Source organism: Achromobacter sp. 01N37, from assembly GCF_056399725.1.
The window spans coordinates 415064-430765 of record NZ_JBFTRX010000001.1 but is presented as its reverse complement, the minus strand read 5'-3'; the positions used below and the strand labels follow the sequence as shown (position 1 = coordinate 430765).

At 62.3% G+C, this 15702-nt stretch carries 18 protein-coding genes; 10 read left to right on the top strand and 8 right to left on the bottom strand.

Features of this window, described 5'->3' with window-relative positions:
• Window positions 1-5: 5 nt before the first annotated feature.
• Entirely contained in the window at window positions 6-812 is an 807-nt protein-coding gene (locus tag AC1DSJ_RS01965; RefSeq protein WP_175169181.1) for a SapC family protein, read from the bottom strand.
• 617 nt (window positions 813-1429) lie between these two features.
• Between AC1DSJ_RS01965 and AC1DSJ_RS01960 the strand changes: the two genes are divergently transcribed.
• Window positions 1430-2173, top strand: a complete 744-nt coding sequence (locus tag AC1DSJ_RS01960; RefSeq protein ID WP_441370884.1) for a response regulator — start codon at window positions 1430-1432, stop codon at window positions 2171-2173.
• A 42-nt stretch (window positions 2174-2215) separates the two neighbouring features.
• Window positions 2216-2752 (top strand): hypothetical protein, encoded by a 537-nt coding sequence (locus AC1DSJ_RS01955; RefSeq protein WP_441370883.1) that lies wholly within the window; start codon window positions 2216-2218, stop codon window positions 2750-2752.
• A 170-nt stretch (window positions 2753-2922) separates the two neighbouring features.
• On the opposite strand, the gene AC1DSJ_RS01950 is transcribed toward AC1DSJ_RS01955, so the two are convergent.
• The 4 genes from AC1DSJ_RS01950 to fdx form a co-directional block, all read right to left on the bottom strand.
• Entirely contained in the window at window positions 2923-3150 is a 228-nt protein-coding gene (locus tag AC1DSJ_RS01950) for a hypothetical protein (protein ID WP_054425445.1), read from the bottom strand.
• Window positions 3151-3572: 422 nt separating this feature from the next.
• Window positions 3573-3794, bottom strand: a complete 222-nt coding sequence (locus AC1DSJ_RS01945) for a hypothetical protein (protein WP_441370882.1) — start codon at window positions 3792-3794, stop codon at window positions 3573-3575.
• Window positions 3795-3974 carry a hypothetical protein gene (locus tag AC1DSJ_RS01940; protein WP_175169183.1) on the bottom strand — a complete coding sequence of 60 codons (180 nt, stop codon included), beginning with the start codon at window positions 3972-3974 and terminating at the stop codon, window positions 3795-3797.
• Window positions 3975-4525: 551 nt separating this feature from the next.
• Window positions 4526-4864, bottom strand: a complete 339-nt coding sequence (gene fdx, locus AC1DSJ_RS01935; RefSeq protein WP_175169184.1) for an ISC system 2Fe-2S type ferredoxin — start codon at window positions 4862-4864, stop codon at window positions 4526-4528.
• 198 nt (window positions 4865-5062) lie between these two features.
• Here fdx and AC1DSJ_RS01930 point away from each other — a divergent pair, with 198 nt between their 5' ends.
• Complete coding sequence (locus tag AC1DSJ_RS01930; RefSeq protein WP_346550296.1) at window positions 5063-5791, top strand: carbonic anhydrase; 729 nt, start codon at window positions 5063-5065, stop codon at window positions 5789-5791.
• A 30-nt stretch (window positions 5792-5821) separates the two neighbouring features.
• Here AC1DSJ_RS01930 and AC1DSJ_RS01925 read toward each other — a convergent pair whose 3' ends face one another.
• A complete protein-coding gene (locus AC1DSJ_RS01925) occupies window positions 5822-6910 on the bottom strand; it encodes an extracellular catalytic domain type 1 short-chain-length polyhydroxyalkanoate depolymerase (protein ID WP_441370881.1) in 1089 nt (362 codons plus the stop codon).
• A gap of 28 nt (window positions 6911-6938) precedes the next feature.
• Complete coding sequence (locus AC1DSJ_RS01920; RefSeq protein WP_441371074.1) at window positions 6939-7373, bottom strand: CopG family transcriptional regulator; 435 nt, start codon at window positions 7371-7373, stop codon at window positions 6939-6941.
• A gap of 205 nt (window positions 7374-7578) precedes the next feature.
• Here AC1DSJ_RS01920 and AC1DSJ_RS01915 point away from each other — a divergent pair, with 205 nt between their 5' ends.
• Window positions 7579-7749 (top strand): hypothetical protein, encoded by a 171-nt coding sequence (locus tag AC1DSJ_RS01915; protein ID WP_156336765.1) that lies wholly within the window; start codon window positions 7579-7581, stop codon window positions 7747-7749.
• A 440-nt stretch (window positions 7750-8189) separates the two neighbouring features.
• Here the strand turns inward: AC1DSJ_RS01915 and AC1DSJ_RS01910 are convergent, their stop codons facing one another.
• A complete protein-coding gene (locus AC1DSJ_RS01910; protein ID WP_054425438.1) occupies window positions 8190-8801 on the bottom strand; it encodes a ferritin-like domain-containing protein in 612 nt (203 codons plus the stop codon).
• 527 nt (window positions 8802-9328) lie between these two features.
• On the opposite strand from AC1DSJ_RS01910, the gene AC1DSJ_RS01905 reads away from it, so the two are divergent.
• From AC1DSJ_RS01905 to AC1DSJ_RS01880, 6 genes are read left to right on the top strand one after another with little or no spacing between them, the layout of a single operon-like run.
• Window positions 9329-10306 carry a LysR family transcriptional regulator gene (locus AC1DSJ_RS01905; RefSeq protein ID WP_342065785.1) on the top strand — a complete coding sequence of 326 codons (978 nt, stop codon included), beginning with the start codon at window positions 9329-9331 and terminating at the stop codon, window positions 10304-10306.
• Window positions 10303-11790, top strand: a complete 1488-nt coding sequence (locus tag AC1DSJ_RS01900; RefSeq protein ID WP_441370880.1) for a SidA/IucD/PvdA family monooxygenase — start codon at window positions 10303-10305, stop codon at window positions 11788-11790. Before AC1DSJ_RS01905 ends, AC1DSJ_RS01900 begins: the two co-directional genes overlap by 4 nt.
• Window positions 11787-12761 (top strand): ABC transporter permease, encoded by a 975-nt coding sequence (locus tag AC1DSJ_RS01895; RefSeq protein ID WP_054425431.1) that lies wholly within the window; start codon window positions 11787-11789, stop codon window positions 12759-12761. The genes AC1DSJ_RS01900 and AC1DSJ_RS01895 overlap by 4 nt, the downstream gene beginning before the upstream one ends.
• On the top strand, window positions 12758-13675 hold the full coding sequence (locus AC1DSJ_RS01890; RefSeq protein WP_441370879.1) for an ABC transporter permease: 918 nt from the start codon (window positions 12758-12760) through the stop codon (window positions 13673-13675). The genes AC1DSJ_RS01895 and AC1DSJ_RS01890 overlap by 4 nt, the downstream gene beginning before the upstream one ends.
• Window positions 13672-14682, top strand: a complete 1011-nt coding sequence (locus AC1DSJ_RS01885; protein WP_054425426.1) for an ABC transporter ATP-binding protein — start codon at window positions 13672-13674, stop codon at window positions 14680-14682. Before AC1DSJ_RS01890 ends, AC1DSJ_RS01885 begins: the two co-directional genes overlap by 4 nt.
• On the top strand, window positions 14679-15695 hold the full coding sequence (locus AC1DSJ_RS01880; RefSeq protein WP_441370878.1) for an ABC transporter ATP-binding protein: 1017 nt from the start codon (window positions 14679-14681) through the stop codon (window positions 15693-15695). The genes AC1DSJ_RS01885 and AC1DSJ_RS01880 overlap by 4 nt, the downstream gene beginning before the upstream one ends.
• Window positions 15696-15702 lie beyond the last annotated feature (7 nt).

Genomic DNA, 15702 nt, shown 5'->3' with positions numbered 1-15702 from the left:
CGCTGTCAGGCCGCGGACTCGGCGGACGCCGTGTCAGCGGGCGCGGCGTCAGTGCTGGACGCCACGTCCTTTTGCTGCTGCGCCTTCAGGCGGCGCTGCTCGTCCAACTGCATGGCCAGGCGCTGGATGTTGCCCAGCGATGCGCGGTGCAGTTCGATCAAGCGCAGGATGCCCGAACGCTGAAGCTCGACCACGCGCGCGTCGTCGATGCCGGCAAACTTCTGCTCGTCCACCACCCAGAAGCCGCTCAGGTAGCGGTCGCCATCGGCTTGCGAAATCGTGATCGTCTTGGCCGACAACAAGCCCAGCTCGTTCAAGCGCTTGGCCATGTTCTTGGTCAGTTCCATTTCGCCCTGGAACACGCGCAGGAATTCCATCATCTGCGTCAGGTAGCCCGTTTCCTTGCCGTCTTCAAACAAGGCCACGCCGTCAGCGGTATTGATGCCGGGGTAGGACTCGTCGATGCAGACGGCCAGGCGGTCGGCTTCGGACGTCGTGCCCAGCACGAAGGGGTAACGGCGGGCAAAGGCCGGCACGTAGGTGTCGGGCCTCCAGGTGCCCTGCTCGGTCACGAACAGGTTGGACTTGTCTTCCAGGCCCAGCAGCACGGCAACGTGGAAGTTACCGGCTTCGTCACCGACGAAAACGATGGGGTAATGACGGCCGGCATCGGCGAATTCGCTGGCCGCAATGGGCAGCGCATTCGTGTCGTGCGCAAACGCGTAGTGGTCCGGCTGGATTTGGATTTTGGTGTTTTGGTGCGCCGCACGGTCCAGCGCAACAGCCCGCTCGTAAAACACAGTTGCTGACATTATTAAATTCTCCTTACCCGGTGTTTGTCACTTTGTCCACGTTTTCGGCAAGGATTATGCGCAACTTCAGCATGAAGTTTTTCCGAAAAATCCATACGTCATAAGGGTGAACAACCGCAAGAATTAGACGGGTTTTGTCAAATTTCGTCCATACCTGAAATTGGGCATTTTCCCTATGCAGAACACGAACCTGCCGGCTAATGCAGGCAAGTCCAGACATAAACCGATATATTTCACATCACGTCAAAAACGGCCCGGAACTTTTCGGGATAAATGGACAGAAATTGAATAATCGGGCCGTCCTCACCCGACGCTATCCTCACCGCAAAAAATATTCAGTTACCACTTCCCTGGTAACTGAATCCTTGCGTTGACGCCGAAAATTAACCGGAATGAATAGGGGCCGCATTGGACCTTAGTCCTAGGACGCAACACAATCCGACGCCACGGCGGCTGGATATTTCGTTGACCGGCACGTCAGGCTTTGTTAAGTTATTTCCGACTGTGTCACGGCCGATCCGCGCTACGCGGGCTCTTGCATCGGTGCCGGATTCCCCTTCCATCCCTACTCCGACTCGGCCAATTGGCTGACGCGGCCCGCTTTCCGGAGACTTCCCGTGACCGCAGTGCTGATGATCGAAGATCACACCATGTTCCGTGAGGGACTCATGATGACGATCGGACACATGGCGCCTTCGCTGGATATCTGCCCCGCCGCAAGCGGCGCTGAAGCGCTGGCCGTTCTTGAATCGCGCGCTGACATCAGCCGCGTCATCATGGATTACTACCTGCCTGACATAGGCGGCACGGCCCTTTTGAAGCGGCTGCGGCAAGTGCGGCCAGGCGTGCGCATCCTGGTGTTGTCGGCGTCTGAAGATGCGCACGACCGACGCTGCGCGATGACCGCCGGCGCCCGCGCCTTCCTGCACAAATCGGCGAGCAGCCAGATGCTGCTCTCGGCCCTTGAACAAATCGACCTGCCCTACCTGCCTGACGGCCAGCCTGACGCGCAACGCGTGCTGGGGTCGCCCGGTGTGCTGCGCGGTGTATCGCGCGGTGTGTCGCCCGGCGTGCTGCCCGGAGTGACGCCGGCTGTGCAGCCCGGTATGTCGCCACCATCGCCCCCGGTTGAACGGCCCGATGAAGCCGCCCTGCTCAGCGAATTGACGCCGCGTCAGATTGAGGTGTTGCGCCTGATGTGCGACGGCATACGCAACCGCGACATCTCCGAGCAGCTGGGCGTGACGGAGAAGACCGTCAAGGCGCATATCTCCGTGATTCTGGCCACGCTTGGCGTGCCCAATCGAACGCAAGCGACGCTGGTGGCGCGGCGCGGCGGCCTGTTGGGCAAACCGGTTTAGCGGCGGGTCTTGCGCGCCAGGGGTTTATGACAGAATGGCGCCATGCGTTTACTCATCACTGTTTGCATCCTGACTCTGGCCGCCCTGGCTTTCGTGGCTTACCGCTATGCCCAACGTGCGCCGGGCGATACGCCGCGCCGCATTGGCAGCGACGTCCTGGCCGGCGCCATCATGTTTGCCTTGTTCGCGCCAGCAATCGGCGGCGCCGCAGTCACCATCACCATCAGCACCATCGCGATGGCGCCGAAAAATCTGATGATGCTGATCTTCGGCTTGCCCTGGTTTTATATATTTGGCGCCGTGCCTGCATTGTTATGCGGCGTCGTGGCAGGCGCCTTGCGGCCCGCTCGAACCACGTGGTGGTCATACGCCAAGATTGCGCTCGTAGGCGGCGTTTTCGGCGTGGGCTTTGTGCAAGGGTTCACGAGCCGCGAGTTTTCATGGGAAGAACTCAACGGCTCGTTGGCCATCGGCGGCCCGGCCGGCGTGTTCAGCGCCTTTCTCTGCTCGATCTGGTTCTACGGCAAGCCCGGCAATACGCGCCCGGCCGATGGCGATGCGGCGCGGGTAACCGCGTAGCGGGCTGTCGTGTCGGGCAACGATGTAGCGGGCTGCCGTGTCGGACTATCGGGCTGCGAGGCTTCGGGCTGCGAGGCTATCGGGCTGAGGGGGCTATTGGGCTATGGAGCCCTATATATGGAGCCCTATATATAGGGCGATCGGGACACCGGATTATTGGTCAGAAGCCCTTAGCCCCTAGACCTTTCCCCGGCCTTTTCCGCTTCCTCTTTCTCTTCCGCCTCGGTCTTCACCTCTTGCAGCTTGACCGTCTGCGTACAGCCGTTTGCCGCCGCACACTGGCCGGGTTGCTGCGAGCTTTTCACGCATTCCGCAAACGCCAGCGCGGCATCCACCGTCGCGAAGTGGTACGAATGCCCGTCCGCAAAAGCGACCTTTCCTTCCACTGAGCAATCCATGGCTGACTCCATTAGCGTGACGATTCTTGGTCGCCGTAGCCGAAAGGCCAGCGGCGCTTGTTCGGTTCAGGGGTCGGCTTTTCGTTATTCATGATGGACTCCAATTTTCGAATATAGGAATCCTATCTGCGCAGTCGTAACAGCGATGTAAGGGTTCGAAAACAAGCCCTTCAACAGTGGAAATGCCCGCGCCGACGGCAGTCACCACAACAGGTTCAGCGATTTTTCAAGTCTCCGCATTTACCGTTGGCTTGTCATGCGCGAGCCACACTGCGCTGAGAAAATCGGCGAATGCCGCACCAGAAATTTCACCCGCCGCGAGCAGGACGACGACCTCTTCGAGCTCGGCGACCCGTGGTATTTGAATGCCTTGCCGATATAGGTAGGTCAACGCACAAGTCAGCGCAGTTCGCTTGTTCGCATCATTGAAGACATGGCCGGAAGACATGGCCGCGAGCTACCGCTTCCGCGTAGAGGCCCGCAATGCCAAAAACATCATCCAACCCTGCGTAGTGGGCGTGCATTTCTATCCGAAAAAGCGCTGCCTCTACCGCGCCGACGCCACCGCCCGCCAGACCGGGTAGGCCACCGGTTTCGGCCAGGATTTCATCGTGAATGGCAATGACAAACTGAGAATCGAGCACCTACCGATCCTTCAGAGCAATGAGCACATCCCGATGGACGGCAATGACGCTTTTCGCCGCCGATGCCACCTTTTCTTTATCCTTCTCGGTCATCACGGGCGGCAGTTCGCGTGCGGGTTGGATCTTCTCCCGCTGCACTAGCTTGTAGCCATACAACTTTTCACCGTACGAAATTTCCATCGCTGCCTCATTTGCCAATATTGCCGTTGCCCGGACCCCGGACGTGCATCTTGCAACTATACAAGCCCCACAGGGACCTTGGCTGGCCGGCCCAGCCTTTCCCGCGAAACACACACCCGGCATTCAACCACACGGGCGATATTCCCCTCCCCGCCTTCAGTGCTATCAATAAAAGCGCCAAGGGAGAAACCGCCATCCGCTGGCATAACAACATCCGGCCCGATGCGGAATGGCGATTTTAGGGAGGACATTGTCATGGCCTCAGGCTCACGACTGTCTGACGTAATTGTCAAACTGCCGGACCGATCGACCGTACGTGTTGAACGTCGCCTGGTCATTATTCGGAGCGCAGACGCATCGCCGGAACATCGCTATGTCTGCACGTTGGAATCGGGTGAACAAGTGATTTGGCTGGGCGATGGAAAGTACCGGTTGCCAGATGGCGCCGTCGCCGTGGCGGTTGCACACAAACGTCCATAGTTTGCGAACTTCGGCCAGTACGCATCATGGGCGGTTTTGCCATTGCGCTGACCGCCATCGCCGCATTCGCTTCAGTGGTTTTCCTTTGCATGATTGACCGTGTACTTGGGGATGTCGACCGTCAGGTCTTGTTGGCCGACGATGGCCTGGCAACTTAGGCGCGACTGCGGTTCGACGCCCCATGCACGGTCCAGCAGGTCTTCTTCGCCCTCTTCCACGTGATTGAGGGCATCGAAGCCGCTGCGCACAATGCAGTGGCACGTGGTGCAGGCGCGGCTTTTTTCGCACGCGTGTTCAATGTCGATGCCGTGATCCAACAACGCATCGCAAAGGGACGTGCCTGCGGACACGTCGAGCACTGCGCCGGCGGGCGCAAGATCGGGATGAGGAAGAACGGTGATTTTTGGCATATCGGGCGGCCTTGTGTGTCTGTCTTGGAAGATCCAAACCAAGACCCCGAGCCTAAAGATGCCAACGTTGGCAAGGTCAAGCGGCCGCCGCGAAAAACAATTGTGAAGTCCACACGGGTTACTGCGCCGAAACACTGTTATCGCCGCACAATAGTCGCGCACGAATTCTCTGGACATCTCGTCCTTTGGGAGAACCCTATGTGCGATTGCGCCAACTGTCTTTCCCTCTCCACCCCTGAAAATCCCCGCCGCCGCCTGCTACTGGGCGCCGCTGCTGGGATTGCCGCCATCGGAGCCACGGGCTGGCTTGAAGCCGCCCACGCCGAAGTCCCGTCCAACGATATTGGCGGTGACGCCGCCTTGAAGCGCTTGATGGCCGGCAACGCGCGGTACGCCGCCAACAAGCCCAACGTTCGAGACTTTTCAGCGGGCCGTGCCGCTCGCGTCAAGACGCAAAAGCCGATTGCCGCAATTTTGAGCTGTTCCGATTCCCGGGTGGCGCCGGAGTTGGCGTTCGACCAGAATCCGGGCGACGTATTCATCGTTCGAGTGGCGGGCAACTTCGTCAATGACGACGGCCTGGCCAGTTTTGAATACGCCACCAAAGTTCTGAACGTGCCATTGATCCTGGTTCTGGGCCACAACAACTGTGGCGCGGTCGACGCCACGATAAAGGTGCTGAAAGAGAATGCCGAACTGCCTGGCCACCTGCCCGAACTGGTCAACGCCATCAAGCCCGCCGTGGAACGCGCCAGCAAGGGCGACCCCAAGAACCTGCTGACCGCCGCCATCGCTGAAAACGTCCGCCAGGCCGTCCAGCGATTGCAGACGGCGCAGCCGGTGCTGCAAGGCATGGTTCAGCAGAAAAAGCTGATGGTGGCGGGCGGCGTCTACGACCTGGCCACGGGTAAAGTCACGTTGGTCTGATCGCGCGGCGCGGGAAAGCCGCAACGCGCCTTAGTGCTTAGCGACCAAGGGGTGTTCGAAGAAGAATCGCAGCATCTCTTGGGTCGCATTCGGGCCGCTGCCGTCTGTATAGGAACCGCGCGCGGAACCGCCGGCCCAGGCGTGGCCGGCTCCATGCACCACCCAATATTCCGCAACCACGTCGCCCGCCGCATTCCGGTACACGCGCTTGGTGCTGTCGCGCCCGTGGTTCGCGCTGGCGACGCGTTGGCTTTCGGCGCGGGCGCTGGCCCCTGCGCTTGCGGCGACAACCGCGTCCGCGTTGCTGGGGTGGACGGTGGTATCGCGATCGCCGTGAAAGACGATGGTCGGCACCGCATTAGGCGACGCCGCCGCCGGCCCCGCGCCCATTCCTTTCATGGCGGCCAATGCGCCCGGCAGATCCTTGGCGGCTCCCGCCGCCAGCCCGGAATGCACGCCCGCTGCGGCATACAGCTTCGGATAAGTGCTAGCCAGAATCGCGGCCATCGCCCCGCCCGCCGACAGGCCAGCCACGTAGACGCGGCGCGTATCGATGTTGTGTTCGGCAATGATGTGGCGCGTCATGTCCGCCAGAATCGACGGTTCGCCTTTGCCCGCCTGCTGGTGGTTGTGCTTGAACCAGTTCCAGCATTTCTGCGGATTCACCTCACGCGGCTGCACCGGATACAGCACATAGAAGCCCTGCGCTCGCGCGGCGTCGTTCATGGCGGTGCCGGCGGCGAAATCATCGGCGTCTTGAGTGCAGCCGTGCAGCATCACCACCAGCGGCCGGGGCTGATCGCCCGCGCCAGGCGGCACGTAGAGCTTGTAGCTGCGCTGGCCGGCGGCGTTGCGAAAGGCGCCGGAGAGGAAAACATCTGGTTGGGAAGCGGGCTGCGAGGGCGCTTCAGAAACGGGTTCGACAACGGGCTTGGATTCCGGAACTTCCCAGGCTTCGACGTCGATGACGTCGGCATCATCGAATCGCGGCTGCGCGGCGGTGGCCGTTGGCTGCACGCCAAGCAACGCGGCTTGAATGGCGGCCGTTGCCGCAGCCAGATTGCCGGAACGGGTAAGCCGGGTGGCTTGGCTCATGAGCTGCTGAAATTCAGGGTGCATGGTGTGACCTTTAAAGCGGCTAGGACTGTCAGCGAATGCGCTGACGCAGGGCGGCCTTGACGGCGGCGCTTGCGTGCAGCGCCCCCAACACCGTCACGGATTCAATCGTGGCCAGCGCCAGCTCGGGCGTCACGTCCAGCGCAATGGTCGCCAGACCCAAAATCCGAATCTGAAGCATTTCACCGGCGGCCTGAACCGCCAGCAGATCCTGGGCGGTGTAGTGCTGAATACCCAGCACCAACGTTTTCCGGCTGACCGCCTGCCGCACCGCTTCACCATGGGTGGCAAGCTGGTTGCGGATCGCGGTGCGGATCAGATCGGTCCGATTGGCGTAGAAGCCTTCCTGAACCAGCAGATCAATTTGACCCAGGTCGACATAACCCAGGTTGATCGTGATCTTTTCGTCGGAAGGCTTGGGAGCGGAAGCGAGGCGTGGGGGACGTGGAGGCATGAAACGGATCATAAAACCATCCAAGTGGATGGCATATGGATGTTTCAACTTGATAGATATGTTCGGCCAACGCCCCCTGAACCCAGGGCCGGAATCAAGATTGCCTGTTTCAATTGATCCGTAGGGGATCAGATTTTTAAGACGTACTGTGGGTAGGTGGCAAACCGTCACCGCGACCTTAAAGGTCGACATCACCACAACATCAAAGGTGCGCACTATGACATTCCCAACACGCTTTGGGGCTAACGCTACGGGCGCTCATCCGGACAAAACCCAGCCTCCCGGCAAGCCACAGGAAGCGAAGGTCGCGACCAAGGATGATGCTGCGCAAAAACAGGCTCAGGTCGACGCCAGCAAAGCAAGCGCCTTGCAAGGCGACAAGACCTAAGTCCGGCCCGTCGCCCGGGACGGGACTGAAGCTAGCCCTTGTTCCCCGTTGCGGCACCCGCAGGTCAGATCACCCGCCTACTCGGCAGAGGAGATCATCATGAAGCACTCCAGCAATTCAGGGCCCCGGCATACGGTTCTTAAAGAGATGCATCGGCCTGAAGCCCATCGCGTTGAACCCGCGGCCACCCCAAAACCCACACCACCGCGCTGGAGCGAGTCGCCCACAGGCGCCGCCGCAACGCCGCGGTCGGCCGGGCGAGACGACGACCGGGATTCCGTCATCAACGGCCATGGCCATGGGCCGCGCCTGCACGCTGATTGGGATGAGCCGTAATCAATACTTCAGGCGGGTTTGTGCCCGATCGGCCACCCGGCCAACAACGAAAAAATGGCCCCGCACCGGGGCCAGCCTGAACACAGAACGCGTGCGCTAGCACGTCACAGCATGGTGTCCCGCGCCTGTTCGGCGCGTGCGGCGCCAATCGCCGTCTCGACTTTCTTCACTTCCTCTGGCGGCGGCAAAACGGCGGGAAAGCCCAGCGCTTCGATCCACAGTTCCCGGGTCCAGCCCATCGTGTGATACAGGTGATGGTCCTCGTCTTGCTCGACCGCTTCGTGGGCCTTCTTCAAGACTTTGGCCTCTTTGCCCTTCAGCTTGTCAGCGACCAGGCCAATCAACTCCCAATTCTGATGGTCTTTCGTTTCGGCCAAGACGACGCATTCCGCAGCGGCCACCTGCGCCGCCACCGCGTCGCCCTTCGACTTCGCCAGCGCGATGGCCTTCACCAGTGAATCACCATGGTGCTTGACCACTTCGCGGCTGGGCACCCGCTTATCAGGGTCAAGGCCGAGTTCTTCAAACACGGTAAGGAGTACCTGCCGATGCGTCTTGGTTTCGTCGAGATAGCTCTGCCACTCTTTCGCCAAGTCTTCATTCGTGGCACAGGAAAGCGCTGCGGTGTAGACGTTGATGCCGCCCAGCTCCGTTTCCAGCGCCTGATAAAGCAAATCATGGATGCGTGCCATGTCACCGCTTTTGTTGGTAGCCATAAGGTTCTCTTGAGATCGTGAAGTCATGCGGCCCCACAGCGGGGCCGCATTTGAAGGTCAATGTTGGGAAGGTCAACTGCGGGGGATCAACTGCAGAAGGGTCAACTACGGCGCAGGCTGATTGGACGCGGGAGTGCCTACCGGCTCCTCCGGGTCCAACTCATCTGACTCGCCGGGCTCTTCGTCTCCGTCCGGGGGGAAGGGTCCTTCGTCTCCGTCCGGAGGAAAGGGTTCTTCAGCCGCGTCCTCGGGGATATCCAACTTCTTGGATTCCTCAGTGCTTGTCGGCTCGGTTGGCGCGTTGGGAAGTGGGGTATTCATGGGCTTCACCTTGTTCGGCCACATAGCCGCACAAGGGCATCGCAAGAAGCGCTCCCAAACGCCATCGCCCTAAGTCATTGAAATAACGCGCAGTTATGAAAAGGCATGAGGAAATCCCCAATTAGGGTATTTGCTTATGCCTTTTAACTATTTGCAGCGCGCATACTTGCTGGGCAAGAATTCGCTCTGAGCATAAAGCAAGACAGATGGAACTTCGCCAACTCGAGGCCTTCGCGGCCGTTATGTCCACCGGCAGCGTCACCGCTGCCGGGCGTGTGCTTGGCCGCTCGCAACCGGCCATCAGCCGCTTGCTTCAGGAGCTGGAAGCCGAGATTGGCTACGCCTTGTTCGCGCGCAGTGGCCCGCGGGTCACGCCCACCGAACAGGGCTTCCTGCTGTATGACGATGTGGAACGCGCGTTGGCCAGCTTGCAGCAGATACGCGGGCGCGCCGAAGAGATTGCGCGCGGCCAGGCCAAGCCGCTGCTGCTGGCTGCAACGTCTGCCTTGGCGGCGGGCTTGCTGCCCGACGCACTGAAGCGCATTGAATCCCAAGCCGGCGCGGTCCGCATTCAAGTGCGCAGCGCGTCACCTGAACGCGTGGTGCACGCGGTATTGACCGGCGCTGCGCAATTGGGCGCGACGAGCCTGCCGTTGGAACACCGTGGTTTGACCGTGCATTGGATTGGGCAGGCCGCCTGTGTGGCCGCATTGCCCGAAGACGATGCGCTGGCCGCCCTGGACGTGGTGCCGGTGTCGGCCCTGGCCGGGCGCCGTTTGATCACCATGGCCAACCCCTACCGCTTGCGCCGCCGCTTGGACGCAGCGCTCGCCCCCGACGGCAATGCGCCCGGCACCATCGAAACCAATTCGTCCGTCAACGCTCTGGCCGCCGTGCGCGCTGGCCTGGGTGTGTCGGTGCTGGAACCGATCACCGCTTACGGCGTCCCGATGCCGGGCGTGGCGATCCGGCCCATCGACCTGGACATCCCTTTTTTCTTTGGGGTCATCACCCCGCAGTCGCAACCCCTGACGCCGGCCTGCCAGGCCATGGCCGACGCGCTGGCCGATGCCGCCGCCGCCCTGCTGCCCGGCTTTGTGCTGCACGACGCCTGCGAGCATTCGGCGCTGTTGCAGTCGATCTACGGTGATGACGCCCCTGTTTTGGAAACCCCCGCACTATGAATCAGCCCATCGCCACCCCGCCGCAAGGCTTAGCCGCGCTGGAAGCGCGCCTGCGGCAAGACTTGTCCTGGCTGGAAATTCCCGCCAAGAACTGGGTCGCGCCCCGGCTTGTGGACGGCCAGCAAGTGCTGGACGTCGTCGTCATTGGCGGCGGCATGGCCGGCTTGGCTGCGGCGGCGTCGTTGACGCATCTGGGCATTACCGCGCCGATCTTTGACCAGGCGCCCGAAGGCTATGAAGGCCCGTGGGCCACGACGGCGCGCATGGAAACGCTGCGTTCGCCTAAGCAATTGACCGGCCCTGCCCTGGGCTTGCCGGCGCTGACGTTCCGCGCCTGGTTCGAAGCGCAGTTCGGCTCGGCGGAATGGGACGCGCTGGACAAGATTCCGCGCCTGCAATGGATGGACTACCTGCGCTGGTATCGCCGCGTGCTGAACCTGGACGTGCGCAATGAACACCGCGTGTTGTCGGTGCAGCCGCGTGCCGACCGTCTGGTGCAGCTGGACGTGGAATCGCCCGCCGGCCGCAACACCGTGCTGGCCCGCCGTGTTGTGCTGGCCACCGGCCGCGACGGCTTGGGCGGCGCGTATGTGCCTGACTTTGCCAAGAAACTGCCGCGTGACCGTTGGGCGCATTCGTCCGACGTGATGGACTACGCCACGCTGGCCGGCAAGCGCGTCGGCGTCGTGGGCGCGGGCGCGTCCGCCATGGACAGCGCAGGCACGGCACTGGAAGCCGACGCAGCCAGCGTCGACCTGCTGATCCGCCGTAACGACATCCCCCGCGTAAACAAAGGCAAAGGCGCGGGCAACCCCGGCCTGACCCACGGCCACCTGACCCTGCCCGACGAATGGAAGTGGAAGATCCGCCACTACATCAACGCCGCGCAAGTGCCGCCCCCGCGCGGCAGCACCTTGCGCGTGTCGCGCTTCCCGAACGCCCGCTTCAACCTGGGCTGTGGCGTGCAAGACCTGGCAATGGTGGGCGACGACATCCACGTCACCACGCCCAAGGGCGTGTTCGTGCTGGACTTCCTGATCTTCTCCACGGGCTTTCGTATCGACTGGACCGTGCGCCCGGAATTCGCGCCGCTGGCGCCTCACGTGCGCAACTGGGGCGACCGGTTCACCCCGCCCCCCGGCGAAGAAGACCAGGAACTGCATGACTCGCCCGACCTGGGCGCCGTCTTCGAGCTGCAAGAAAAAGTCCCCGGCGCCTGCCCGGGTCTGGACCGCGTGCACTGCTTTTCCTACCCCGCCGCGCTGACGCAAGGCACGATCTCGGGCGACATCCCCGCCATCAGCGACGGCGCCAAGCGCTTGGCGCAAGGCATCGCCGGCCTGTTCTACCGCGAAGACGTCGAAACGTACTACGCGAACATGGAAGCGTTTTCCGAACCCGAAGTGTTCGGCGATGAGTGGACGCCCGCCCCGCCGCCTGCGGCAATCGCCACCCCGGCCTCTCAAGCGGAGACCGCGCAATGACCGGTTGGTTGATACGCCGTGTCGCGCAAGCGGCGGTGGTGGTGTTCCTGATGACGCTGATCGTCTTCGTGGGCCTGCACGCCATCGGCAACCCCGTTGACATCCTGATCGGCCAGGACGTAGACCAGGTCGACCGCGCCCGCATCATCGCGGAGCTTGGCCTGGACAAACCGCTGTGGCAGCAATACCTGGCGTTCCTGAACGGGGCGCTGCACGGCAACCTGGGCAATAGCTTCGTCTACAACATTCCCGCCATTGAACTGGTCATCCAGCGCCTGCCCGCCACGCTTGAACTGGCGATCAGCGCCCTGGGCCTGGCCGTCATCATCGGCCTGCCGCTGGGCTTGATTGCCGGGCTCTATCCCGACAGCCGCTTTTCCAAAATGATCATGGCCGGCAGCATCGTCGGCTTCTCGCTGCCCACGTTCTGGGTGGCGCTGATGCTGATCATGACGTTCAGCGTGTCACTCGGCTGGCTGCCCGCCAGCGGCCGTGGGCAAACGGTGGAATTCCTGGGCTTTCAGTGGTCGTGGTTGACTGCCGACGGCTGGCGCCATTTGATCTTGCCCGCGCTGAACTTGTCGCTGTTCAAAATTTCGCTCGTTATCCGCCTGACCCGCGCCGGCGTGCGCGACGTGATGCCGCTGGACTTCGTGAAGTTCGCCCGCGCCAAGGGCTTGTCGCCGTTTCGCGTGGTCTGTGTGCACGTGCTGCGCAACACGATGATCCCGCTGGTGACGGTGCTGGGCCTGGAACTGGGTTCGACCATTGCGTTCGCCGTCATCACGGAGAGCATTTTCTCGTGGCCCGGCGCCGGCAAGCTGATCCTGGACAGCCTGAACGCGCTGGACCGCCCCGTGATCGTGGCCTACCTGATTGTGGTCGTGTGCCTGTTCGTGACGCTGAACCTGATCGTCGACATTCTTTATAAAGTGCTGGACCCCCGGGTACGGCTGGAGGGCTCGGCATGAGCACCACTGCAACCCCCGAGAAGGTTCCGGCCCTGCGCCGCGAATCGCCCTGGCGCCGCAACCTGACCGAATTCATGTCGTCCAAGACGGCGGTGTTCGGCCTGGCCGTGGCCACCCTGCTGATCCTGGCCGCCATTTTCGCGCCGTGGATCTCGCCGCAGAACCCGTACGACCTGCTGCAAATCGACGTGCTGGATTCCCGCATGCCGCCGGGTTCCATGAATGGCCTGGACACCTTCCACTACTGGTTGGGCACCGACGGCCAAGGGCGCGACCTGTTGTCCGGCATTCTGTACGGCCTGCGCATCAGCCTGATGGTGGGCGTGGGCTCGGCGGTTATCGCCGGCATCGTTGGCACGCTGCTGGGCTTGCTTGCCGCCTACGCGGGCGGCAAGGTTGACGCCTTCATCATGCGTTTGGTCGACCTGATCCTGTCGTTCCCGTCCATCCTGGTGGCCATGATGATCCTGGCCTTTCTGGGCAAGGGCGTGGGCAACGTGGTGCTGACGCTGGTGATTCTGGAATGGGCCTACTACGCCCGCACCGCGCGCGGCCAAGCCCTGGTGGAACGCCGCCGTGAATACGTTGAAGCCGCCCGCTGCCTGGACATTCCCAACTGGCGGATCATGTTGAAGCACATTCTGCCCAACTGCCTGCCGCCGCTGATCGTCATTGGCACCTTGCAGATTGCGCGCGCCATCACGCTGGAGGCCACGTTGAGCTTTCTGGGCCTGGGCGTGCCGGTGACCGAACCGTCGCTGGGCCTGCTGATTTCCAACGGCTTTCAATACATGCTGTCCGGTGAATACTGGATCAGCTTCTACCCCGGCATCGCGCTGCTGATCACCATCGTCGCCATCAACTTGGTGGGCGACCGCCTGCGCGACGTGCTGAACCCAAGGACTCACAAATGACCGACCGCACCGCTACCGGCGCGCCGGCCACGCTTGAAGTGCGCAACCTGCGCACGCACTTCCATACCCGCGCGGGCGTGCTGCCCGCCGTCGACGACGTGTCGTTCACGCTGGAGCGCGGCAAAATCCTGGGCCTGGTCGGTGAATCCGGCTCGGGCAAATCCGTGACGGGCTTTTCCATCATGGGTCTGGTCGACGCGCCGGGCCGCATCGTGGGCGGCGAAGTGCTGTTTCAAGGCCGCGACCTGACCAAGCTGGCCCCGCGCGAACTGCGCCGCCTGCAAGGCAACCGCATCGCCATGATCTTCCAAGATCCGATGATGACGCTGAACCCCGTCTTGCGGGTGGATGTGCAGATGATCGAAACGGTGCGCGCGCATAACAAGATGAGCAAGCGCGAAGCCCGCACGCTGGCCCGCGACACGCTGGGCATGATGGGCATTCCCAGCCCGGAAGAACGTTTGCTGGCCTACCCGCATCAGCTGTCTGGCGGCATGCGCCAGCGCGTGGCCATTGCCATCGCCATGCTGCATCGCCCTGACCTGATCATTGCCGACGAACCCACCACCGCGCTGGACGTCACCATCCAGGCGCAGATTCTGTCTGAAGTGCAAAAGCTCGCGCAGCAGCACGGCACCAGCCTGATCTGGATCACGCATGATCTGTCCGTGGTGGCGGGCTTGGCTGATGACGTGGCCGTGATGTACGCCGGCCGCATCGTTGAACACGGCAAGGTCGACGACGTGCTTGACCGCCCGCAGCACCCCTACACAGTGGGCCTGATCGACAGCCTGCCCAGCAACAACCAACGAGGCCAGCGCCTGCGCCAGATTCCCGGCATGACGCCCAACCTGCTGCACCTGCCCGCCGGCTGTGCGTTTTCCGCGCGCTGCTCGCGCGCCACCGCCGCCTGTGGCCAGCAACCCGGCATCACTCAAGCCCTGCCCGAACACGACGTGCGCTGCTTCCATCCGACTATCCAGATCCACAACGAGGTGACGGCATGACTGTATCCGCCGCCCCCACTCCGCTGATTGACCTTGCTCAAGTCAGCAAGCGCTTTGGCGAAAGAAAGGTCGGCGCAGCCGGCCGCGCCATGCAGCGCATGGGCTTGTCCAAGCCGCCCGCCATTACGCGCGCGGTCGACAACGTGGACCTGATCGTGAACCCCGGCGAAGTGGTCGGCCTGGTGGGCGAATCCGGCTGCGGCAAATCCACGCTGGGCCGCATCGCCGCCGGCTTGTTGACGCCATCGGGCGGTGAAGTACGCATCAACGGCGTGCGCCCGTCGGACATGACATCCGCCCAAGCCCACGCCGCGCGCCTGACCGTGCAGATGATTTTCCAGGACCCCTACGCCAGCCTTAACCCGCGCCTGCGCGTGGACGAGATTGTGGGCGAAGCGGCCCGCATCCATGGCCTGGTCGACAACGCGGGCTTTGACGACTACGTCAGCGCCCAGCTGGAACGCGCGGGGCTCGACCCCGCCCTGCGCCAACGCTACCCGCACCAATTCAGCGGCGGCCAGCGCCAGCGCATCGGCATTGCCCGCGCGCTGGCCGTGCAGCCGTCCATGCTGGTGTGTGACGAAGCCGTGGCCGCACTGGACGTGTCCATTCAAGCGCAAATCCTGAACCTGTTCATGGACCTGCGCGAAGAACTGAACCTGACGTACCTGTTCATCAGCCATGACCTGGGCGTGGTGGAACACCTGTCTGACCGCGTCGTCATCATGTACCTGGGCCGCGTCGTGGAAACGGCCACCGTGGACGAAGTGTTCCAGCGCCCCAACCACCCGTACACGCAAGCGCTGCTGGCGGAAATTCCCAGCCTGAAGTCGCGCCACAAGATCTTTACCGCGATCAAAGGCGAGATTCCCAGCCCGCTGAACCCGCCCGGCGGCTGCCATTTTCATCCGCGATGTCCGCATGCGATGCCGCGCTGCAAGACCGAAGTTCCCACGTTGAAGGGAATCGCCATCAACCATTTAAGCGCCTGTCATTTGAACGACATGGCCTGAACCTAAT

Bases quoted from the DNA above. Each gene is read 5' to 3' on its own strand.
- AC1DSJ_RS01965 (WP_175169181.1), bottom strand. From the start codon at position 812: ATGTCAGCAACTGTGTTTTACGAGCGGGCTGTTGCGCTGGACCGTGCG.
- AC1DSJ_RS01955 (WP_441370883.1), top strand. From the start codon at position 2,216: ATGCGTTTACTCATCACTGTTTGCATCCTGACTCTGGCCGCCCTGGCT.
- AC1DSJ_RS01950 (WP_054425445.1), bottom strand. From the start codon at position 3,150: ATGGATTGCTCAGTGGAAGGAAAGGTCGCTTTTGCGGACGGGCATTCG.
- AC1DSJ_RS01940 (WP_175169183.1), bottom strand. From the start codon at position 3,974: ATGGAAATTTCGTACGGTGAAAAGTTGTATGGCTACAAGCTAGTGCAG.
- fdx (WP_175169184.1), bottom strand. From the start codon at position 4,864: ATGCCAAAAATCACCGTTCTTCCTCATCCCGATCTTGCGCCCGCCGGC.
- AC1DSJ_RS01930 (WP_346550296.1), top strand. From the start codon at position 5,063: ATGTGCGATTGCGCCAACTGTCTTTCCCTCTCCACCCCTGAAAATCCC.
- AC1DSJ_RS01925 (WP_441370881.1), bottom strand. From the start codon at position 6,910: ATGCACCCTGAATTTCAGCAGCTCATGAGCCAAGCCACCCGGCTTACC.
- AC1DSJ_RS01920 (WP_441371074.1), bottom strand. From the start codon at position 7,373: ATGATCCGTTTCATGCCTCCACGTCCCCCACGCCTCGCTTCCGCTCCC.
- AC1DSJ_RS01915 (WP_156336765.1), top strand. From the start codon at position 7,579: ATGACATTCCCAACACGCTTTGGGGCTAACGCTACGGGCGCTCATCCG.
- AC1DSJ_RS01910 (WP_054425438.1), bottom strand. From the start codon at position 8,801: ATGGCTACCAACAAAAGCGGTGACATGGCACGCATCCATGATTTGCTT.
- AC1DSJ_RS01905 (WP_342065785.1), top strand. From the start codon at position 9,329: ATGGAACTTCGCCAACTCGAGGCCTTCGCGGCCGTTATGTCCACCGGC.
- AC1DSJ_RS01900 (WP_441370880.1), top strand. From the start codon at position 10,303: ATGAATCAGCCCATCGCCACCCCGCCGCAAGGCTTAGCCGCGCTGGAA.
- AC1DSJ_RS01895 (WP_054425431.1), top strand. From the start codon at position 11,787: ATGACCGGTTGGTTGATACGCCGTGTCGCGCAAGCGGCGGTGGTGGTG.
- AC1DSJ_RS01890 (WP_441370879.1), top strand. From the start codon at position 12,758: ATGAGCACCACTGCAACCCCCGAGAAGGTTCCGGCCCTGCGCCGCGAA.
- AC1DSJ_RS01885 (WP_054425426.1), top strand. From the start codon at position 13,672: ATGACCGACCGCACCGCTACCGGCGCGCCGGCCACGCTTGAAGTGCGC.
- AC1DSJ_RS01880 (WP_441370878.1), top strand. From the start codon at position 14,679: ATGACTGTATCCGCCGCCCCCACTCCGCTGATTGACCTTGCTCAAGTC.